Annotated in this window: 21 protein-coding genes; 12 read left to right on the top strand and 9 right to left on the bottom strand. The window is 65.5% G+C overall.

Translation table 11 applies throughout. The features are described from left to right. Window positions 1–56: 56 nt before the first annotated feature. The 7 genes from HNP46_RS08650 to HNP46_RS08620 all read left to right on the top strand — a co-directional run bounded on the left by HNP46_RS08650 (window position 57) and on the right by HNP46_RS08620 (window position 8212). Window positions 57–1073, top strand: a complete 1017-nt coding sequence (locus HNP46_RS08650; RefSeq protein WP_184587770.1) for an AraC family transcriptional regulator — start codon at window positions 57–59, stop codon at window positions 1071–1073. Between the two features lie 401 nt (window positions 1074–1474). Beyond that, window positions 1475–2524 carry an ABC transporter ATP-binding protein gene (locus HNP46_RS08645; protein WP_184587768.1) on the top strand — a complete coding sequence of 350 codons (1050 nt, stop codon included), beginning with the start codon at window positions 1475–1477 and terminating at the stop codon, window positions 2522–2524. Next, a complete protein-coding gene (locus HNP46_RS08640; RefSeq protein ID WP_184587766.1) occupies window positions 2521–3435 on the top strand; it encodes an ABC transporter permease in 915 nt (304 codons plus the stop codon). Before HNP46_RS08645 ends, HNP46_RS08640 begins: the two co-directional genes overlap by 4 nt. After that, window positions 3432–4220: an ABC transporter permease gene (locus HNP46_RS08635; protein ID WP_184587764.1), complete on the top strand. Its 789-nt coding sequence runs from the start codon at window positions 3432–3434 to the stop codon at window positions 4218–4220. Before HNP46_RS08640 ends, HNP46_RS08635 begins: the two co-directional genes overlap by 4 nt. 43 nt (window positions 4221–4263) lie before the next feature. Next, window positions 4264–5313 (top strand): extracellular solute-binding protein, encoded by a 1050-nt coding sequence (locus tag HNP46_RS08630; RefSeq protein ID WP_184587762.1) that lies wholly within the window; start codon window positions 4264–4266, stop codon window positions 5311–5313. 388 nt (window positions 5314–5701) lie between these two features. After that, a complete protein-coding gene (locus HNP46_RS08625; RefSeq protein ID WP_184587760.1) occupies window positions 5702–7111 on the top strand; it encodes an APC family permease in 1410 nt (469 codons plus the stop codon). Between the two features lie 69 nt (window positions 7112–7180). Further along, window positions 7181–8212, top strand: a complete 1032-nt coding sequence (locus tag HNP46_RS08620) for a histone deacetylase family protein (RefSeq protein ID WP_017520827.1) — start codon at window positions 7181–7183, stop codon at window positions 8210–8212. Window positions 8213–8455: 243 nt separating this feature from the next. On the opposite strand, the gene HNP46_RS08615 is transcribed toward HNP46_RS08620, so the two are convergent. The 4 genes from HNP46_RS08615 to HNP46_RS08600 all read right to left on the bottom strand — a co-directional run bounded on the left by HNP46_RS08615 (window position 8456) and on the right by HNP46_RS08600 (window position 12181). Beyond that, window positions 8456–8836, bottom strand: a complete 381-nt coding sequence (locus HNP46_RS08615) for a NirD/YgiW/YdeI family stress tolerance protein (protein ID WP_184587758.1) — start codon at window positions 8834–8836, stop codon at window positions 8456–8458. Between the two features lie 119 nt (window positions 8837–8955). Next, the gene (locus HNP46_RS08610) at window positions 8956–9876 is read right to left on the bottom strand and encodes an SdiA-regulated domain-containing protein (protein WP_184587756.1); all 921 of its coding nucleotides are present in this window, start codon (window positions 9874–9876) and stop codon (window positions 8956–8958) included. Between the two features lie 85 nt (window positions 9877–9961). Then, entirely contained in the window at window positions 9962–10627 is a 666-nt protein-coding gene (locus HNP46_RS08605) for a fumarylacetoacetate hydrolase family protein (protein ID WP_184587754.1), read from the bottom strand. Window positions 10628–10786: 159 nt separating this feature from the next. After that, the gene (locus HNP46_RS08600; protein WP_184587752.1) at window positions 10787–12181 is read right to left on the bottom strand and encodes an FAD-binding oxidoreductase; all 1395 of its coding nucleotides are present in this window, start codon (window positions 12179–12181) and stop codon (window positions 10787–10789) included. Between the two features lie 190 nt (window positions 12182–12371). Here HNP46_RS08600 and serA point away from each other — a divergent pair, with 190 nt between their 5' ends. Then, window positions 12372–13601, top strand: coding sequence for a phosphoglycerate dehydrogenase (gene serA / locus HNP46_RS08595; RefSeq protein WP_045215566.1), 1230 nt, complete (start codon window positions 12372–12374; stop codon window positions 13599–13601). A gap of 225 nt (window positions 13602–13826) precedes the next feature. Here the strand turns inward: serA and HNP46_RS08590 are convergent, their stop codons facing one another. Both HNP46_RS08590 and HNP46_RS08585 read right to left on the bottom strand, forming a co-directional pair. Then, window positions 13827–14258, bottom strand: coding sequence for a DUF4399 domain-containing protein (locus HNP46_RS08590; protein WP_184587750.1), 432 nt, complete (start codon window positions 14256–14258; stop codon window positions 13827–13829). 139 nt (window positions 14259–14397) lie between these two features. Further along, a complete protein-coding gene (locus HNP46_RS08585; RefSeq protein ID WP_184587748.1) occupies window positions 14398–14892 on the bottom strand; it encodes a DUF523 domain-containing protein in 495 nt (164 codons plus the stop codon). 253 nt (window positions 14893–15145) lie between these two features. Between HNP46_RS08585 and HNP46_RS08580 the strand changes: the two genes are divergently transcribed. Then, complete coding sequence (locus HNP46_RS08580; RefSeq protein WP_184587746.1) at window positions 15146–15694, top strand: DUF6160 family protein; 549 nt, start codon at window positions 15146–15148, stop codon at window positions 15692–15694. A gap of 8 nt (window positions 15695–15702) precedes the next feature. Here the strand turns inward: HNP46_RS08580 and HNP46_RS08575 are convergent, their stop codons facing one another. After that, window positions 15703–16329: a 2OG-Fe(II) oxygenase gene (locus HNP46_RS08575; RefSeq protein ID WP_184587744.1), complete on the bottom strand. Its 627-nt coding sequence runs from the start codon at window positions 16327–16329 to the stop codon at window positions 15703–15705. A gap of 100 nt (window positions 16330–16429) precedes the next feature. Here HNP46_RS08575 and HNP46_RS08570 point away from each other — a divergent pair, with 100 nt between their 5' ends. Continuing rightward, window positions 16430–17170 (top strand): hypothetical protein, encoded by a 741-nt coding sequence (locus tag HNP46_RS08570; RefSeq protein ID WP_184587742.1) that lies wholly within the window; start codon window positions 16430–16432, stop codon window positions 17168–17170. 153 nt (window positions 17171–17323) lie between these two features. Here HNP46_RS08570 and HNP46_RS08565 read toward each other — a convergent pair whose 3' ends face one another. After that, the gene (locus HNP46_RS08565; protein WP_184587740.1) at window positions 17324–18262 is read right to left on the bottom strand and encodes an alpha/beta hydrolase; all 939 of its coding nucleotides are present in this window, start codon (window positions 18260–18262) and stop codon (window positions 17324–17326) included. 124 nt (window positions 18263–18386) lie between these two features. On the opposite strand from HNP46_RS08565, the gene HNP46_RS08560 reads away from it, so the two are divergent. After that, on the top strand, window positions 18387–18962 hold the full coding sequence (locus HNP46_RS08560) for a DUF6436 domain-containing protein (protein ID WP_184587738.1): 576 nt from the start codon (window positions 18387–18389) through the stop codon (window positions 18960–18962). 88 nt (window positions 18963–19050) lie between these two features. After that, window positions 19051–19563, top strand: a complete 513-nt coding sequence (locus tag HNP46_RS08555; protein ID WP_184587736.1) for a transcriptional regulator — start codon at window positions 19051–19053, stop codon at window positions 19561–19563. A 3-nt stretch (window positions 19564–19566) separates the two neighbouring features. Here HNP46_RS08555 and HNP46_RS08550 read toward each other — a convergent pair whose 3' ends face one another. After that, window positions 19567–20616 carry an AraC family transcriptional regulator gene (locus tag HNP46_RS08550; protein WP_184587734.1) on the bottom strand — a complete coding sequence of 350 codons (1050 nt, stop codon included), beginning with the start codon at window positions 20614–20616 and terminating at the stop codon, window positions 19567–19569. Between the last annotated feature and the right edge of the window lie 89 nt (window positions 20617–20705).

Below are 20705 nucleotides of genomic sequence, written 5' to 3'. Positions count from 1 at the left end.
GCAGGCTAAAGTCAGGTTAGCGCAAGTCCGTCCTGTCTTTCGCAAGAGGCGTATCGATGGCCCAGCACCTGCTCCCCGAACAACGCCAGCAGGCCACCCTGCACACCGTGGTACTGGCCACCGAGGTGCTGCACCACGCCGGCGTGCCGCGGCCGAAGCTGCTGGAGGGCAGCGGTATCGGCGAGGCGGACCTGCTGACCCCGGAGAAGCTGATCACCCACGCCCAGGAACTGCGGGTCTTCGCCAACGCCCTGAACTGCCACCACGACCCGGCACTGGGGCTCTACCTGGGGCTGCGCATGCATGTCTCGGCGTACGGCATCCTCGGCTACAGCATGCTCGCCAGCCGCACCCTGCGTGATGCGCTGCAGCTGGCGCTGTCGTTTCCCGAGCTGCTCGGCACCTACTTCCGCCTCGCGCTGACGCCGCAGGGCGACGAAGTCCACCTCACCGCCGATGGCTATCGCTACGCGCCGGAGCTGACGGTGTTCAATACCGAACTGTGCCTGACCTCGCTGCTGACGGTGATCCGCGACCTGCTCGGCGAATCGGTGCGCCCGCGCCGGCTGCTGCTGGCGTATCGGCCGCCGCTACATGCCGAGACCTACACCGAACGCCTGGGCTGCCCGGTGGACTTCGGCGCGCCCACCAGTGCGCTGTGCTTCAGCCCGGCGCTGCTGGACCGGCCCTTGCCGCTTGCCGACCCGGTCAGCTGCCACAACGGCGTGCAGCAGTGCCTGCGCATGAGCGGGGTACTCAGCGCCCGCGGCGACGTGATCGACCAGTTGCGCCAGCACCTGGCCAGCCACCTGCAGGACACCGCCAGCCTCGACTCCGTGGCGCGCCACCTGCACAAGTCCACCCGCACCCTGCGTCGCCACCTGCAGCAGCAGAACACCAGCTATCAACAGGTGCTCGACGAAGTGCGCTTCGATCGCGCCCGGCAACTGCTCAAGGACACCGACCTGCCGATCTACCTGATCGCCGAGCAACTGGGCTACAGCGAGACGGCCAGCTTCCGGCATGCCTTCCAGAGATGGAGCGGGGCGAGTCCGAGCTTGTATCGGGGCTGACGGCGCTCGATCATCCCCTCACCCCAGCCCTCTCCCAGAGGGAGAGGGGACTATCCGTGCCATTAGAAAATTCCACGCCCCCTCCAACCGCAGCGTACAGATGCTGTTTCCGGCTGACTCCGTTTTCCAGCATCACACAGAACGGTCCCCTCTCCCCTGGGAGAGGGTTAGGGTGAGGGGCAAGCCACCGCGCCGAGACTCACCGAAACGACACCCCGCTGACTCCCGAAATCCAGCAGCGCAGCGTGCATTTTCAACTTGGCCTGATTTATCCCTTATTGGCCTGATCTATCGTTCTGCGCATCCCGGCGCTTGGTCATTATCAATCCGCAGCTAGGTGAAACGGTCCTAGAAACCGTAAAACCTCAACAATAACAACTGCTTAACTGCATGGTACAAGCATGACCAGCGCGATCACCATCGAGCGGATATGCATGGAGTTCGGTACACCCGGACAAGGCCTCAAGGCCCTGGACGACGTGTCACTGGAAATCCGCGCCAACGAGTTCTTCACCCTCCTCGGCCCGTCGGGCTGCGGCAAGACCACCTTGCTGCGACTGATCGCCGGCTTCGAACAACCCTCCTCCGGCAGCATCCGTCTCTACGGCGACGCGATGGAAGGCCTTCCGCCCTTCAAGCGCCCGGTCAATACCGTGTTCCAGAGCTACGCCCTGTTCCCCCACATGACGGTGGCGGAGAACATCGCCTTCGGCCTGGAAATGCAGGGCAAGCAACGCAGCGACATCGACGCCACCGTGCAGAAGATGCTCGACCTGGTGCGCCTGCCCGACGTCGGCAAGCGCCGCGCCGACCAGCTCTCCGGCGGCCAGCAACAGCGCATCGCCCTGGCCCGCGCGCTGGCCAGCCGGCCCAAGGTGCTGCTGCTCGACGAATCGCTGTCCGCGCTGGACCTCAAGCTGCGCAAGGAAATGCAGATCGAGCTCAAGCGCCTGCAGCACGAGACCGGCATCACCTTCATCTTCGTCACCCACGACCAGGAAGAAGCCCTGACCATGTCCGACCGCATCGCGGTGATGAGTCGCGGCAAGGTCATGCAGATCGGCACGCCCACCGAGATCTACGAGGCGCCGGTCAACCGCCTGGTGGCCGACTTCATCGGCGAGACCAACTTCCTCGAGGGCGAATCCAGCGGTGACAGCGTGCGCCTGGCCGACGGCCAGACCCTGCCGGCCGCCACCACCCTGCCCGGCAAGGTGACCCTGGCGATCCGCCCGGAGCGTACCGAGCTCGCGCAGGACGGCCAGCTCGAAGGCGTGGTCGAGAACATCGTCTACGTCGGCACTGACACCGTGTACCACCTCAACGTCGCCGGTCAGGGCGGCTTCCGGGTCCGTCAGCAGAACCGCGACGGCGCCCTTTCCACCCACGCGCCCGGCGCGCGGGTGCGGGTCCGCATTCCCGCCACCGCCATCCGGGTGCTGGCCGAATGAGTACACTGCGCGCACAAGCGGAACGCAGATCGCTGTTCAAACGCCTGGCCCTGACCAGCCCGGCGATGATCATGCTGATCGTCTTCCTCGTCCTGCCGCTGGGCATCATGTTCGCCGTGTCGATCCAGGCACCGGGGGACTACGGCGGCGTGAAGTGGGGCCAGCACACCATCGAGGCCTACATCAACTTCCTCTGGGAACGCGACCTGGACGACAGCCTGGCGTTCAACGCCGACTACCTGGGCATCTTCCAGCGCTCGTTCTGGCTGTCGATCCTGACCACCCTGGGCTGCGTGCTGATCGGTTTCCCCACTGCGCTGTACCTGGCGCTGCAGGATGAACGCCGGCGCAACCTGCTGCTGTTCCTGGTCACGGTGCCGTTCTGGACCAACCTGCTGGTGCGGGTCTACGCCTGGATGCTGCTGCTGCGCAACGGCGGGCTGATCGATGAGGGGCTGCACGGCCTGGGCTTCTCCAACGCATCCCTGGGCATTCTCTACACCGACAACGCGGTGATCATCGGCCTGCTCTACACCTACCTGCCGTTCATGGTCCTGCCCATCTACACCAGCCTGGAGAAGATGGACTGGCGCCTGGTGGAAGCGGCCTTCGACCTGGGCGCCAACCGCTGGAAGGCACTCCGGCGGATCATCATCCCGCTGGCCATGCCCGGCATCGTCGCCGGCTGCATCCTGGTGTTCATCCCTTCGCTGGGCAGCTACATCATTCCCGAGCTGCTCGGGGGCGGTAAGTCGCTGATGATCGGCAACCTGATCCAGCTGCAGTTCGGCACGGCGCACAACTGGCCGTTCGGCGCGGCGCTGTCCTTCGCCCTGCTGGCCTTCGTGCTGCTGGCGATGATGATCTACAGCATGCGGTTCAAACAGGGCGCGTCGGGAGGTCATCCATGAAGTCGGCCAACCCGCTCTGGCGCTTCACCGGGGTCCGGCCCGCCGCCTGGCTGTTCTTCGCCTTCCTCTACATTCCGATCTTCGTGCTGGTGGTGCTGAGCTTCAACAGCGGCCAGTCGGCGACGCTGTGGGAAAGCTTCAGCCTGAAGTGGTACTCGGTGGTGGCGGATGACCCGGAGATCCTCCGCGCGGCGAAGAACTCGCTGATCGTCGCCACCCTCGCCACCGTCGTCGCCACCACACTGGCCACGCTTGCGGCGCTGGGCATGCGCGGTCGCTCGTTCCGCGGGCAGACCGTGATGAGCGGCGTGCTGGGCCTGCCGTTGCTGGTGCCGGAGATCGTCACCGCTGTCGCGACCCTGATGTTCTTCGCCTTCATCGGCCTGAAGCTGTCGCTGTTCACCATCCTGCTGGCGCACATCGTGTTCTGCATTCCCTTCGCCTACCTGCCGATCCGCGCCCGTCTCGAAGGCATGGACCCCCGGCTGGAGGAAGCGGCGGCAGACCTCTATGCCTCGCCATGGAAGACCTTCTGGAAGGTGACCTTCCCCCTGCTGACGCCGGGGATCGTGTCGGGGGCGATGCTGGCGTTCATCATCTCGATGGACGACTTCGTCATCACCTACTTCGTCGCCGGTGCCGGGGCCACCACCCTGCCGGTGTACATCTTCAGCTCCATCCGAATGGGGATTTCCCCGAAGATCAACGCCATATCTTCAATAATACTGTTGATTTCCATCGCGTTCGTTGCGTTGTCGTACTACGTCGGCCAGCGTCGCCGCTGACCTCCTGCCGCCAAACAAAACAACATTGCAAGGAGCTTCACCGATGAAATTCCGCCGTACCCCCATCGCCCGCGCGTTCGTCGCCGCCAGCCTGCTGCTGGCCGGCAGCGCCCATGCCGACGGCACCCTGCACTTCGCCAACTGGTCCGACTACTTCCCGCCGGAACTGCTGAAGAAGTTCGAGAAGGACACCGGCATCCACGCCACCCTGGATTCCTACGACAGCAACGAAACCCTGCTGGCCAAGCTGAAGGCCGGTGGCGGCGCCTACGACGTAGTCGTGCCGTCCGACAGCTTCATCGAAATCTTCGTCAAGGAAGGCCTGCTGCAGAAGCTCGACAAGTCGCAGCTGCCGAACCTGGCCAATCTGAAGGACAAGTTCAAGACCCTGTCCTACGATCCGGGCCACGACTACTCGATCCCCTACCTGTGGGGCACCACCGGCTACAGCTACGACAGCGCCAAGGTGCCCGGCGGCAAGCTGGATGAAAGCTGGAAGCCATTCTTCGAGCCGCCAGAAGAGCTCAAGGGCAAGGTGGTGGCGCTCAACTCCATCGAGGAGCTGTACGCCCCGGCGTCCTACTTCCTGGGCATCGACGAGTGCACCGAGGACCCGAAAGAAGCGGCGAAGATCCAGGACCTGCTGCTCAAGCAGAAACCGATGCTGGCCATGTACAACAGCGACGGCACCATCGAGCGCATGGCCGCTGGCGAAGTCTCCATGCACCAGCAATGGAACGGTGCCTTCCACCGCGCCCACGCCCAGCGCGCCAGCCTGGTCTACGTCTATCCCAAGGAAGGCGTGCGCCTGTTCATCGACAACCTGACCATTCCCAAGGACGCCACCAACATCAAGGAGGCCCACGCCTTCCTGAACTGGATGATGCAGCCCGAGAACATCGCCCTGGCCTCCAACTTCGCCAAGTACAACAACGCGATCGAAGGCTCGGACAAGTTCATGGACAAGGAGCTGTTCGACGATCCGGCGATCAACACCCCGGCGGACAAGCTGGATCGCCTGAAGCCCTTCAAGCTGTGCTCGCCCAAGGCCCTGCAACTGCGTTCCAAGGTCTGGACCAAGCTGAAGAAATGACCGCAAGGTCACCCGGCGCGGCGGTGCGCGCCGGGTTGACCTGACAGCCATTTTGGCCATTTCGATCCCTTTTTGACCCTTTGCAGGGTTCTGCCCGAAGACCTCGGTTGCTAGAGTCGGGCGGCTCGCGCAGGGAGCGGCTGGAAAGGCGGCCAGCCCTTGCACCATCGCAGATGGCGCAGGGATTTCCCGAGGGAACGCGAGCGCGTTATCCACAAGAACAAATGCCCCGAGAACGCCCATGACCAGCTTTTGCGTCAACCTGCAGCACCAACCCTCATTCCTCGCGCGTCGCCAGCGCTGCGGCTGAGCCGCAAGCCGACGACACCAGGACGGCCACCGAACGCCGCCCACCCGCACCAGAACATAAAAACTGCGAGGAATTCCCATGGCCAGCCAACACAGCGCCAGCACTGCACACGCTCAACAAAGCACTCAACAAAGCACCCAGCACGGCACCCCGGCCAACGCCGACGCCCGCCTGAAGCGCGTCCTGGGCCTGCCCGCCCTGGTCTTCTTCGGCCTGGTCTACATGGTCCCGCTGACCATGTTCACCACCTACGGCGTGGTCACCGAGATGACCGGCGGCCGTACTGCCACGGCCTACCTGATCACCCTGCTGGCGATGTTGTTCACCGCCGCTTCCTACAGCTTCATGGTGCGCAAGTACCCGATTTCCGGCTCCGCGTATTCCTACACCAGCCTGAGCTTCGGCCCGGTGGTCGGCTTCCTCTCCGGCTGGTCGCTGCTGCTGGATTACCTGTTCCTGCCGATGATCAACTACCTGCTGATCGGCCTGTTCATGAACATCGCCTTCCCGGAAATCCCGGCCTGGATGTTCGTGGTCGCCTCCATCGCCCTGGTCACCGTGCTCAACGTGGTCGGCATCAGCCAGGTCGCCGGCATGAGCAACGTCATCGTCGGCGCGCAGCTGGTGTTCATCCTGGTGTTCGTAGTCATGTCGATCAAGACCCTGACCGGCGGCGCCGCCATCGACTTCAGCCTGCCCTTCGTCGGTGACGGCACCCAGCCCGGCTTCGCCCCGCTGATGGCCGGCGCCGCGGTACTGTGCCTGTCGTTCCTGGGCTTCGACGCGGTCTCGACCATGGCCGAGGAAACCCGCGACGCCCGCCGCGATATCCCCCGCGCGATCATCATCACCACCGTCATCGCCGGCCTGATGTTCACCCTGCTGGCAATCATCAGCCAGCTGGTGTTCCCCGGCAGCGTGTTCCAGAACGCCGACTCGGCGGCCAACGAAGTGATGCTCAAGGCCGGCGGCCAGTTCCTCGGCAACTTCTTCACCTCCGCCTACATCGCCGGCTGCATCGGCTCGGCGCTGGCGTCCCAGGCCTCGGTGTCGCGCATCATCTTCACCATGGGCCGCGACGGCATCCTGCCGCGCAGCCTGTTCGGCACTCTGCACGCACGTTTCCAGACGCCGGTGGTGGCGATCCTGGTGGTCTCCGCCGTGTCCCTGCTGGCAGTCGTGCTGGACCTCACCACCCTCGCCTCGATGATCAGCTTCGGCGCGCTGGTGGCCTTCTCCGTGGTCAACCTGGCGGTGATCCGCACCTACCTGGGCGTCGAGCGCCGCCGCGGGGCGAAGAACGTCCTGCTGTACGGCGCGATTCCGTTCATCGGCCTGTGCCTGACCCTGTGGCTGTGGACCAGCCTCTCGCAGCTGACCCTGGTCGTCGGCCTGAGCTGGTTCGCGGTCGGCTTCGCTTACCTGGCGGTGCATACCGGCGGTTTCCGTCGCAAGGCACCGAGTGTGAATTTCGAGGAAAACGCCTGACGGCCCAGCCATTCAGCAAGAGACAACCAGAACCCAACGGGCGCCCGGAGGCGCCCTCAGGAGCGCGTGATGTTGACGATCTATACCGACGACCATCGCTTGCACCACGGTCAGCACGAGCTGATCGGCGGCCAGTTCACTCCCTGCTTCGAAAAGCCCAGCCGCGCCGACATGGTGCTGGACCGGGCCAAGGCGGTGAAACTGGGCGACATCCAGGCCCCGCGGGATTTCGGCCTGGAACCCATCCTGAGGGTGCACAGCGAAGGCTTCGTGCGGTTCCTGCAACACGCCTGGCGTGACTGGCTCGCCACCGGCCGCACCCACGACATGCTGCCGATCTGCTGGCCGACCCGCCGCCTGCGGCAGAAGGAGCCGGACAGCATCGACGGGCGCCTGGGCTACTACAGCCTGGACGCCGGCGCGCCGATCACCGCCGGCACCTGGCAGGCGGTACTCAGCTCGGTGAACGTGGCCATGACCGGCCAGGCCGAACTGGCCAAGGGCGCGCGCTCGGTGTTCTCGCTGTGCCGCCCACCGGGTCACCACGCCTCGGCGGACTTCATGGGCGGCTACTGCTTCTTCAACAACGCCGCCATCGCCGCCCAGTCGATCCTCGACCAGGGCGCCAACCGTGTGGCCATCCTCGACGTCGACTACCACCACGGCAACGGCACCCAGGACATCTTCTACGACCGCGCCGACGTGCTGTTCACCTCGATCCACGGCGACCCGCGCTTCGAGTACCCCTACTTCCTCGGCTACGCCGACGAGAAGGGCCAGGGCGTGGGCGAAGGCTTCAACTTCAACTACCCGCTGGCCTCGGGCAGCGACTGGTCGGTGTGGAGCCTCGCGCTGCAGGCGGCGATCCGGCAGATTTCGGCGTACAAGCCGGACGTGCTGATCGTCTCCCTGGGCGTGGACACCTACAAGGAAGACCCGATCTCCCAGTTCAAGCTGGACAGCCCGGACTACCTGCGCATGGGCGAAGCCATCGGCAAGCTCGGCCTGCCGACGCTGTTCGTGATGGAGGGCGGGTACGCGGTGGAAGAGATCGGCATCAATGCGATCAATGTGCTGCAGGGGTTTGAAAGCATCGGCTGATGCGGGCCGCTGAACCTTTGGCGCCGACCTGAGTGCCCCTCTCCCCCGCCCTCTCCCTGAAGGGAGAGGGAGCCGTCCGTACCGGCGGATGCTGCCGTTTCAGCCTGCACCAGGCGGTCCCCTCTCCCTTCAGGGAGAGGGTTAGGGAGAGGGCCGGAGAGCGTCTTCCAGCGAAGCACCTGAAAAATAAAAAGCCGCACCGGGGATGGGGATTCCCGGCGCGGCTTTTTCATGGCTGCTGGATTACTGGAGGATTTCCACGCGGTCCACATCGATGTCGGTGGGCTTGACCTTGTGGTGGTCCACTTCGCCGGTCAGGCGCACCCTGGTGTTCTCGGAGACCGAGGTACCGGCCGGCCAGTCGTCGTGGTCGATCTCGACCTGGATGCTGCCGGTGGCGTCCTTGAACTCGTAGTGTTCGTCGCTGATGCGCTTGGTGATGGTGCCTTCGAGCACGACCTTGGTGTCATCGGCAGCGGCCTGGGCCTGTTTCACCGTGGTGATCTGGCCAGCGGCGGCAGCGGCAGGCTGGGCTTCGCTGCCCGGGCCGGTGTAGCCGGCGGCCAGGGTGACGGTGGAGAACAGGCCAATGGCAGCGATCAGGGGAAGGTGACGGAGTTTCATGGAAGTTGCCTCCTGTGGCGTTTTCGATGGGTTCAGCTTAGGACTGGCGGCTGAAACCAGCCTGAATCCGGACTTAACCCAACCTTAAAGCCATGGGACACCCTTCCCCCCGATTCAGGTCAATCCGATTGGGCCGCCTGCGGGTCGCGCTTGAACACGTAGAACAGGTCCGGCTCGCTGACCATGTAGATGGTGCCCTGCTCGTCGATGGCCACGCCTTCGGCGCGCGGGATCTTCTCGTGCAGGCCGTTGAGGCCACCCAGCAGGCTGATGAAGCTGATCGGCTCGCCCTTCTCGTCCAGCTCCAGCAGCAGGTGCGACTCCGCCGACAGCACCAGGGTGTGGCCGGTGCGCGGGTCGATGCTCAAGGCCGAGACGTTGGTCATCAGCAGGTCGCTGGGCAGCGGCTGCAGGGCGCCGTTCAGGCTCGGCCCTCCATCGCTGGCCAGACTGAACAGGGCCAGCGGATCACGCTCCTGACCCAGCACCAGGCGATGCTGACGCGGGTCCCAGGCGATGCCCTCGATGCCCTTGTTCTTCTTGCCGCGCGGGCCGAGGTCGAAGCTGGAGAGCTTCTCGGTACTCAACTCACGGGTCTGCGGATCGACGTGGAAGATGGTCAGGGAGTTCTTGCGCTCGTCGGTCACGGCGACGTTGCCGTTCTCCAGCACCGCCACACCCTCGGGGTTGGACATGCCCAGCAGCGGGATCACCCGCAGCACGTCGCCGGTGAGCGACAGCTCGGCCAGCAGCGGCTTCTTGCCGGTCACGGTGAACAGCGTGCGGGTCACCGGGTTGTAGGCCAGGTCCGAGGTCTCCTGCCCTTCGATGCCGCCCTTGAGCGGCTTGGCCTGGATCACCGCCGTATAGCCCGGCAGCCAGATGCTGTCGGCACGCGCCTGGGCGCTGGTGTCCTGTTCGCGCAACCAGAGGCGTGCGCGGTCATCCCAGTGGAAGCGAACCGTCAGGTAACCGAGCACGATCAGGACAAACAGCAGCGCCAGCAACAGCCAGCGGGGGCGAAGGACGGACATGGTCATGGCGACTCTGGTTGATCAGCACGGGCAAGGCGCCCCGCAACAAACGAAGGCCGCACAATCGGCGGCCTTCGGCGGGACAACGGTGTTAAAGCACGCGGCTTTCGAATCGGCTGGCGCCGGGAAGTTCCAGCACCACCTCACTGCCGCTTTGCAGCGGGCCGACGCCGACCGGGGTGCCGGTGGAGACCACGTCGCCCGGCTGCAGCGAGAAGTGCCCGCAGATGTGCTGGATCAGCGGCACGATGGGGTTGAGCATGTCGCGGCTGTTGCCGTCCTGGACCACCTTGCCGTCGAGGACCAGGCGGATGCCGATGTCGGTCGGATCGGGGAAATGGTCGGCGCTGACGAAGGGCGCCAGCACGAAGGCGCCGTCGAAGGACTTGGCCAGCTCCCAGGGCAGGCCCTTTTCCTTCAGCTTGGCCTGCACGTCACGCAGGGTCAGGTCCAGCGCCGGGGCGTAGCCGGAGATGGCATCCAGCACTTCTTCCGTGCTCGGCTTGCGCGACAGCGGCTTGCCGATCAGCACGGCGATCTCCGCCTCGTAGTGCACCGAGCCACGGTCTTCCGGAATGGCGAAGCCACCCGCCTGGGAAACGGTGCAGGAACCCGGCTTGATGAACAGCAACGGCTCGGTCGGTACCGGATTGTTCAGCTCCTTGGCGTGCTCCGCGTAGTTGCGGCCGACGCAGACCACCTTGCCCAGCGTGAAATGGATCGGGGTGCCATCGACATACTGATGCTGGTAACTCATGACCGACTCCTGAACGCATGGAAGAGTGAGCCGCACGGGACTCGTGGTCCCGCGCGGTTGCCCGCATCCTGCCGGCGCACGCGCCCTTTCCCTTGGCGCTGACGTGCGAAGGGCCGGCCCCTCTATCCAAAGAGCCGGCCCCTCTTCTAATGCAGCAGCTTATTCGGCGAAGATCTTGCCCGGGTTCATGATCCCGTTCGGATCGAACACCGCCTTGACCGCCTTCATGTAGCCGATTTCAGCCTCGGAGCGAGAGTAACCCAGGTAATCGCGCTTGGTCATGCCCACGCCGTGCTCGGCCGAGATGGAGCCGTTGTACTTCTGCACGGTCTCGAACACCCACTTGTTGACGGTCGCGCACTTGGCGAAGAACTCGTCCTTGCTCAGGTTCTCGGGCTTCAAGATATTCAGGTGCAGGTTGCCGTCACCGATGTGGCCGAACCAGACCACTTCGAAGTCGGGGTAGTTGGCCGCGACGATGTCGTCGATGTCCTTGAGGAAGGCCGGGACCTTGCCGACGGTGACGGAGATGTCGTTCTTGTACGGCGTCCAGTGGGAGATGGTCTCGGAGATGTACTCGCGCAGCTTCCACAGGTTCTGCAGCTGCTGTTCGCTCTGGCTCATCACGCCGTCCAGCACCCAGCCCTGCTCGACGCAGTGTTCGAAGGTGGCGAGGGCCTCGTTGGCCACTTCCTCGGTGGTCGCCTCGAACTCCAGCAGCGCGTAGAACGGGCAATCGGTCTCGAAGGCCGGCGGCACGTCGCCACGGGCCATGATCTTGGCCAGGGCCTTGTCGGAGAAGAACTCGAAGGCGGTCAGGTCCAGCTTGTTCTGGAAGGCGTGCAGCACCGGCATGATCGAGTCGAAGTCCGGGGTGCCGAGGACCATCGCGGTGAGGTTCTTCGGCTGGCGCTCCAGGCGCATGGTCGCCTCGACCACGAAGCCCAGGGTGCCTTCGGCGCCGATGAACAGCTGGCGCAGGTCGTAGCCGGTGGCGTTCTTGATCAGGTCCTTGTTCAGCTCCAGCAGGTCGCCCTTGCCGGTGACGACCTTCATGCCGGCGACCCAGTTGCGGGTCATGCCATAGCGAATGACCTTGATACCGCCGGCATTGGTGCCGATGTTGCCGCCAATCTGGCTAGAACCCGACGACGCGAAGTCCACCGGGTAATAAAGGCCATGCTCTTCGGCGAAGGTCTGCAGCTGCTTGGTGATCACGCCCGGCTGGCAGACCACGGTGCGGTCGAATTCGTTGAATTCCAGCACCTTGTTCATGTAGTCGAAGGCCACGACCACTTCGCCATTGGCGGCGACAGCCGCGGCGGAAAGACCGGTACGACCACCCGAGGGAACCAGCGCGACCTTGTGCTCATTGGCCCAGCGGACGATGGCCTGGACCTGTTCGGTGCTCTTGGGGAAGGCGATCGCCAGGGGCGCCGGGGCGAAATGCTTGGTCCAATCCTTGCCGTAGGTATCGAGGGAATCGGCGTCTGTCAGCAGCTTCCCGGCATCCAGCAGGGGCTTGAGCGATTCGATCAGGGCGTCGCGGGTCATTGGAGGAACTCTCAAATGGTTCATGGTCGTCCTGAGAACAGCTCAGGTCGCAACCGGGCAAGGAAAAGGGAGAACATGCTAGCATACGCACCCCACGCAGATCGCCACCTGGCGCCAAGCTTGGCACCGGCCGGTCCGGCCTGAGCTGTTCAATTTCTCGCCACACTCCGGGACTACAGGTTCAAAGCAGATGAGCAAGACTTCTCTCGACAAGAGCAAGATCAAATTCCTTCTCCTTGAAGGCGTGCACCAGAACGCCGTCGACACCCTCAAGGCAGCCGGCTACTCCAACATCGAGTACCTCAAGACCGCGCTGTCCGGTGACGAGCTGAAGGAAAAGATTGCCGATGCCCACTTCATCGGTATCCGCTCCCGCACCCAGCTGACCGAAGAAGTCTTCGACGCTGCCAAGAAGCTGATCGCGGTTGGCTGCTTCTGCATCGGCACCAACCAGGTCGACCTGAACGCAGCCCGCGAGCGCGGCATCGCCGTGTTCAACGCGCCCTACTCCAACACCCGTTCGGTCGCCGAACTGGTGCTGGCCGAGGCCATCCTGCTGCTGCGCGGTATCCCCGAGAAGAACGCTTCCTGCCACCGTGGCGGCTGGATCAAGTCCGCGGCCAACTCCTTCGAGATCCGCGGCAAGAAGCTGGGCATTGTCGGCTACGGCTCCATCGGCACCCAGCTCTCGGTCCTGGCCGAAGCACTGGGCATGCAGGTGTTCTTCTACGACACCGTGACCAAGCTGCCGCTGGGTAACGCCCAGCAGGTCGGCAACCTGCACGAGCTGCTCGGCATGTCCGACATCGTCTCGCTGCACGTGCCGGAACTGCCGTCCACCCAGTGGATGATCGGCGAGAAGGAAATCCGCGCCATCAAGAAAGGCGGCATCCTGATCAACGCCGCCCGTGGCACGGTGGTCGAGCTGGACCACCTGGCCGCCGCGATCAAGGACGAGCACCTGATCGGCGCCGCCATCGACGTGTTCCCGGTCGAGCCCAAGTCCAACGACGACGAGTTCGAAAGCCCGCTGCGTGGCCTGGATCGCGTGATCCTGACCCCGCACATCGGCGGCTCCACCGCCGAAGCCCAGGCCAACATCGGCCTGGAAGTGGCCGAGAAGCTGGTCAAGTACAGCGACAACGGCACCTCGGTGTCCTCGGTCAACTTCCCCGAAGTGGCCCTGCCGTCGCACCCGGGCAAGCACCGCCTGCTGCACATCCACGAGAACATCCCGGGTGTGATGAGCGAGATCAACAAGGTGTTCGCCGACAACGGCATCAACATCTCCGGCCAGTACCTGCAGACCAACGACAAGGTCGGCTACGTGGTGATCGACGTCGACGCCGAGTACTCGGACCTGGCGCTGGAGAAGCTGCAACACGTGAACGGCACCATCCGCAGCCGCGTGCTGTTCTAAGCGCGGTTCGGTGGCAAGAAAAAAGGAGGCTTCGGCCTCCTTTTTTCGTTTCTGCTTTCTGAAACCTCAGCGCGGAGACAGAGCCCCTCACCCCAGCCCTCTCCCAGAGGGAGAGGGAGCCGTTCGTGCCGGCTGACGCAGCGGTCTCATCCTGCTCGGACCAGTCCCCTCTCCCTTCGGGAGAGGGTTAGGGTGAGGGCAGCCCCCGCTCCCAGGCCCCGGTAATCACTTCACGGTAATGGTGATCTTCTGCGACTCGATCGGCGGGTCGAACGGTACGTGGTTCTTGTCACCCACCAGCAGCTGCAGGGTGTGCTTGCCCGGCGGCAGGGTCACTTCGGTCTCGGTCTGGCCCTTGCCGAAGTGCTTGATCTGGTCGGTCATCGGCAGCGGCTGGTTCATCGCCGGCTGCTCCTTGAGGTCGATCAGCAGGTGGTGGTGGCCGGTGGCCGGCGAATCCACGCCCGCCGGGGCGACGCCCATGCCCTTGAGGCCGAATTTGACGGTGAAGGTCTTGTCCACCGTGGCACCGTCGGCCGGCGCGATGAAGTACACCTTGGCGCCTTCCGGGGCCGGAGTGCGCGGGATATCCGCGGCGATGGCGGAAGTACCGGCGAGCAGCGCGGCGAGGCCGAGGCAAGGCAGCATGGTTCTCATGTTCTTCTCCTTCTGCATGACAATCGCAAAGCGAAGACCCGCTCAGGCCGGCTTCGCTTTGCGCATGGAACGCACAAGCATAGGCGCCAGCGCGCGAGGCTCAAGCGAAAGTATGCTTCTTCGGATGTCGGAAAGCGCTCTAGCCTCCGGCTTCCAGCCCGGCCAGGCAGACGGCGGCGGCGTCCAGTTCTTCCTCGCTGAAGACCAGCACGCCCATACGCTTGAGCGCCGCGGCCGTGACGCCTTCGCCAACGACCTTCTGCCCGCTGAAGCTGCCGTCGTAGTTCTCGCGGTTGCCGCAGGATGGGCTGCGCGCCTTGAGCACGGCCAGGCGGATGTCGTGGTGGCGGACCAGCGCCATGGCCTCTTCGGCGCCGAGCAGGAAGGCGGCGCTGACGTCCTCGCCCTCCACCGTCATCACCGAGCGCACGCGCTCCAGCACGGCCATGCCCTGGCCGCCGGGAATCTCCGCCGGGGCGCGGGGCGTCGGCAGGCCGCCGGCGACCTCCGGACACAACGCAACCACGCGCCCCTGGGCCTGCCAGCGCGACAGCAGGTCGAACGGCCCGTGCGCGCCGCCGTCATAGCGGACGCGATGGCCAAGCAGGCAGCGGCTGACGAGAACCTTCTGCATGGGCGAATCACTCCCTTTTCGAATGGGCACAGACTAGCTGCTCGCCGTTTTCCGGTCACGCGGGGTAACGCGACTTTCCTCCGCGGGTCTGTCGCAACAGGTTTCCGCCCCGCCGAAAGTCGGGTCCTTGAGCGGTGCACCGGTCATCGGCAAATGGCGGGCACAACCTTCGACGGGATCGGTCATGCGGCACTGGCCGCTGTGCAGGGCGCCGCCCAGACTCGCGCATCGGCCAATCGCCAAGGAGCCCGCCATGTCCCGCCTGTTCCTCTACTCCGCGACCTTCGCGGCCCTGTCCTACCTGCCGTTGGCCTACGCCGAACTCCAGGCCCTGGATAACCAGCGCCTGGGCGCCATCACCGGACAGGACGGCATCAGCATCCGCGCCGACGTACTGGCGCACATGGACAGCGCCGCCTGGAACGACGAGGGCGGCAGCGTTTCGCTGCGCAACGTGTTCATCGACAACGGCTGCGTCAGCGCCGGCGACTGCCCCGACGGCCGCGGCGGCAGCCTGCCCTACGGCGCCGCCCAGCTGGGCCTGAGCCTGCCGATCTTCGGCATCGAACAGCCGACCCTGCAGGTCGATGTGGTGCAGGGCGCCAACGGCCAGCAGCAACTGGCCCTGACCCTGCCCGACCTCACCACCATCAACCAGCAGCTCAACGCCAGCGGCCTGCCGGCGCAGACCATCCGCCTGCGGGTGATCGGCGACGTCTACGTGGGCAACGGCCGCCTGGGCACCATCGAGATCCGCGATATCCAGGACATCAGCGGAACGATCAAGGTCTGGGGGCACTGAGCCAGGGCTCAGACGCGACGGCGGAACCAGCCGGTCAGTGACAGGCGCTCATGGCTGGCCGGCAGTACCTCGTGGGGGAAGTCGCCGGACATGAACACCACCAGGCGCGCGGCCACCGGCGACAGGTCCAGGGTGTGCCCGTCGCTGAAGTACAGGCGCAACTCGCCGCCCTGCTCCGGCAGCCAGCCGTGGTTGAGGTAGATCACCACCGACAGCATGCGCCGGTCGTCGTCGCGGAAGCGGTCCAGGTGCTTGAGGTAGAAGGCACCCGGCGGATACAGGGCAAAGTGCCCCTCGAAGTCTTCCAGGCCCAGGTAGAGCGAGCGATTGATCGCCAGGCGCAGCTCGTCGAGCGCGCTCAGGTAGAGGTCGCAGGCCGCGGACTGGCCGGGTTCGACCCATTGGATGCGGTCGCCGCGAATGCCTTCGCGCACCGCCTGCCCGTCGCCCCGCCCGGTGGCGGCGGCGGCCAGCTTGCCGGCTGCATCGCGGGCGCGGCATTCGCTCGCCAGGCGCGCGATGAGGGCGTCGGACAGAAAGCCGTCCTGCTGCGACCAGCCCTTGTCGGCGAGGTCGTCCACGATACTTTGCAGGAGGGGGCTCTCCACCAGGGGAGAATCGGCGTCGGATTGCATCGCGTATTGTAACGTCCGGCACCCGTGGCTCGACAAGCGGGGCAAGCCTTGCCGACAATAGCCCCCGGCGAGTGAACCCTGCCGCCCAAAAGGAGTTGCAATGCGCGTACTGCTGGCCCTCACCCTTCTTGTACTGGGCATGCCTGCCCTGGCCGACAACTACCAGCGCCTGTACCAGGCCGCCGGCTGGCCGGAGCAGCGAGCGCACTTCAATGACGCCCTGCACGCCGCGCAGAAGCGCTACCAGGGCAACCTGCCGCCGGCGCTGTACCAGACGCTGGTGGACAACAGCAACCAGCGCTTCGCCCCGGCGGACATCGACCAGCGCGCGCTCAACGGCCTGCGCCAGAACCTGCCGGACAGCGGCGCCGCGCTGAACTTCTTCGAATCGCCGCTGGGCCGCAAGGTCGCCGGCGCCGAAACCCTGGCCACCCGCAGCGACCAGTTGCAGAAGTACGCCAACGGCCTGCCGCGCCAGCAGGCCAGCCCGGCGCGCCAGCAGATCGTCCATCGCCTGAGCCAGATCCTGCCGGCCCGCGAAGCCGGCGCCGAGGTCAGCCTGGCGCTGGCCAGCGTCGCCGCCGACAGCCTCAGCCAGATGCTTCCCGGCCTGCTCGGTGGCGGGAGCGCCCAGGGCATGCTGGAAGGCCAGCGGCAGAAACTCATGGGGCAGATCGGCGCGGACCTGGATAACACCCTGCTCTACGTCTACCGCGACCTGAGCGACTCGGAACTGGGCCAGTTCGCCACCTTCAGCGAATCGCCGGCCGGCCGCGACTACTACCGCGCCGCCCTGGCCGCCCTCAAGGCTGGCCTGGCAGCGCCGGCAGCGGGGGAGTGACGAGACTTATCCTACACTCCTTGCAGACCACTCCCGGAGAGGTTGCCCCTAGAATGGCACCCGCTGTACAGAGGGTGGCGCCTGAGGATCATGGCGCAAGGAGTGATGGACACACCCTCATCTACAGCAACTCCCTTCCCCGCTTTCCCCCTGCTAGCCCAGCCGCTCGCTGAGAAAATCGAAGTAACGCCGGCGCAACGTTTCGCTCTCGTTCGCCAGGTGGTGCCGCGCCCCGGTCAGCAGCAGGCATTCGATCTTCTCGAACTTGTCTTCCAGCACCTGCAGGTTGTAGCGCCAGTCCACCGTCTCGTCGGCATCGCCCTGCACCACCAGCAGGCTCTGTGCGCCGTGGGCGGCTGACTCGATGCGCGGAATCCAGCGTGCCAGGGCGCCGACCCAGGCGGTGGGCAGGACCTTGGGCTGCAGCGGATCGCGATCGCGCAGGAAGGCAAGGAATTCGGCGTCGCTGGAGTTCTCGCTGAAGCGCCGCGGAATCGAATCGACGAATGGCCGCAGCAACTGGTAGCTGAACTTCGACCAGCCCCAGGCGCGCGGCCGCACCAGCGGCGCCAGCAGGATGGTGCGACCCAGCTCCGGACGCGGCTGGCCGGTGAGCAGGTAGTCCAGCAGGATCGCCCCGCCGGTGCTCTGCCCGCAGAGGTGCCAGGGTTGCGGCAGGTCCAGCGCCTGGGCCTGCTCCAGCAGGGCGCCGAGCACCACCTGGTACTCGGCGAAGTCGCCGATGCTGGCCACGGTGCCACCGGACAGCCCGTGCCCCGGCAGGTCGCAGGCCAGCACGGCGAAGCCCATGCCCAGCGCCCAGTCGATCACATGGCGGTAAAGGCCCATGTGATCGTAGTAGCCATGCAGCAGCACCAGGGTGCCGCGCGCCAGCACCGGCCGCCAGTACTGCGCGGCGATCCGGTAGCCGCCGGCCTCGAAGCTGCCCAGGCGGCTCTGCAGGCCCGGATGCCGCCCCTGCAGGTCCAGGCCGTAGAAATGCTGGTACAGCGCGATGCCGACCTCGTTCGCCTCTGCGGTCAGAGGTCGCAGCAGGGAACGCAGCAGATCGGGCTGGAAGGCTTCAGGCATGGGCATTTCGCTTCTGGCAGGCGGAGGGCGAAGGGAACGGGAACAGCAGCGGGATATTCTGCCGCGGCCGCCCTCATGGCAAGCTTGGCGGCCAGTTTACGGCCTCACCTATTCGGGACAAGACATGCCCAGCCGTCGCAAGCCGCTCATCACCTGGCTGATCGCCGCCCTCTGCCTCGGCGCCCTGCTGGCCACCTACTGGTGGTACGAGAACCGCTTCATCCGCCCCTTCAGCCACCAGCCGCAGCTGTTCTCTGGCGACCACCTGATGCTGCCGGCGCAATTGGCCGGCCCCGGCCGGATCCGCCTGGTGCACTTCTGGGACCCGGCCTGCCCGTGCAACGTCGGCAACCAGCAGCACCTGGCCGAACTCATCCAGCGCTTCGGCCCCCAGGGCGTGGACTTCTTCGCGGTGCAGAAGCCCGGCAGCCACGGCCAACTGCCCGACACCCTGAAGTCGATGACCACCCTGGACTCGCTGCCCGGTGCCGAGCAACTCCCCGCCAGCCCCGCCGTGGCGATCTGGGACGCCCAGGGCAAGCTGGCTTATTTCGGCCCCTACAGCGAAGGCGCCGTGTGCACCTCGGGCAACAGCTTCATCGAGCCGATCCTCGACGCCCTGGTCGGCGGGCGCAGCGTGAACGCCACCCACACCCTGGCAGTGGGCTGCTACTGCCCCTGGGACGGCACAAAGCACTGAGCCGCATCAACGAAGGCGACAGCCAATCCATGACTACACTTGGTTCGCCGGCCCATGAAGGGCCGTTCGCCACCAAGGAGCTTCCAGCATGCGTCTTCATTCCGCCCTCGCCTTCTGCGCCGTGCTCTCCACCGGGATGGTCCTGCCCCTGGCCGCCCACGCCGAGGATGCGCCCAGCAGCAGCGAGGTCATGGCCCAGCACAAGCAGGCCATCAACAACCGGCTCGCCGACATCGACTACAAGCGCAAGCGCATCGTCGAGGCGAACATGAAGCTCGACGCCGCCGAGGGCGAGAAATTCTGGCCGATCTACAACAGCTACCGCACCGAGGCGGACAAGCTGAGCAAGCAGACCCTGGCGATCATCATCGACTACGCCGGCGCCTACAACGCCGGCCCGGTGAACGACGACGATGCCGCCAAGCTGCAGAAACAGGTGCTGGAACTGCAGGACGATAAGCAGGAGCTCAAGGAAAAGTACGTCAAGCGCATCGCCAAGGACGTCTCGCCCAAGCGCGCCCTGCGCTTCCTGCAGATCGAAGACCAGCTCGATGCCATGGCCCTGCTGGAGATCAGCCGGGAAATCCCGCTGGCCGACTGAGCCTCAGCCCTCGGTGCCGCCCTGCAGGCGCTGGCGATAGCGCTCCGGCGGCACCGGGTACCAGCGCCGGAAGGCGCGGTAGAACGGCGACAGCTCGGCGAAACCGCAGGCCCGCGCCACCTCGCGGATCGCCACGCCCTGCTCGAGCAACTCCACGGCACGCTGACGGCGTACGTCCTCGCGCACATCCCTGAATGTCTGCGCGCGCCCCGCCAGGTTGCGCTGCAGCAGCCCCGGACGCACGCCCAACTCCCGCGCACAACTCTGCAGGGTGCAGGACGCCTCGCCCAGGCGGATGCCGAGCAGGTAGCGCAGGCGGTTCAGCAGGTCGTTCTCGTCCAGCGTGCCCAGTTGCTCACGCGCGTGCTCGGTGAGCAGGCGGTGCAGCACCGGATTGCCGGTGCGCGACGGGCGCGCCAGCAGCGCGCGGTCGAACAGCAGCGCATCGTGGGGCTTGCCGAACGCCGGGGTCAGGCCGAACAACCGCCGGTGCTCGCTCAGGCGGCGCGGCTGGGGGTGGCGGAACTCGATGGCGTGGAACTGGAACTCGCCGTCGGTGATCAGCGCCAGCAGCTTGAGGAACAGCACCATCAGGCACTCCATCTGCTGGCGCAGGCTGCTGGTACCCAGGTAGTTGAGGTCGAGGATCAGCCGCACCTGCTCGCCCTCCTCGCGCATCTGCGCAGCGAAGCCGCCGGAGAGGATGTGCTGGAAACGCAGGAAGCTGTCCAGCGCCTGGCGCAGGTCGCTGCTGGCCATCTGAAGGTAGCCGACCACGTCGAGCAGCCGTGGCTTCATCGCCTCGCCCAGGTGCAGGCCGATGTCGCCATCGCCGGTGATCTCGTCCAGGGTGGTCCAGAACAGCGGCGCGTCGTCGTGCACCAGCCGGCCGCTCTGCGCAGGGGGCGGCAGGCGGACCTTCTGCAGCGCCTGGCGGTAGATGTCGGTGGGGTCGTAGCCCAGCACCGAAAGCGCCTCGTACAGCTGGCGGCGCAGGGTGGCGGACTGGGTCAGGGCCGGGGTGGCAGGGAAGTTCAGTTCGGCAGTGGACATGATCGCTCCGCAATTGACCGAAGAATTCCAGCTGCGAGACGTCTGGTCAATGAACGACTGTCATCTTCCTTTGCAGAATTGCGGCATAA

It is taken from the genome of Pseudomonas nitroreducens, from assembly GCF_014204515.1.
GTDB classification, from domain to species: Bacteria; Pseudomonadota; Gammaproteobacteria; order Pseudomonadales; family Pseudomonadaceae; genus Pseudomonas; species Pseudomonas nitritireducens_A.
The sequence above is the reverse complement of the archived record's forward strand: the minus strand, read 5'-3'. Positions and strand labels throughout refer to the sequence as shown.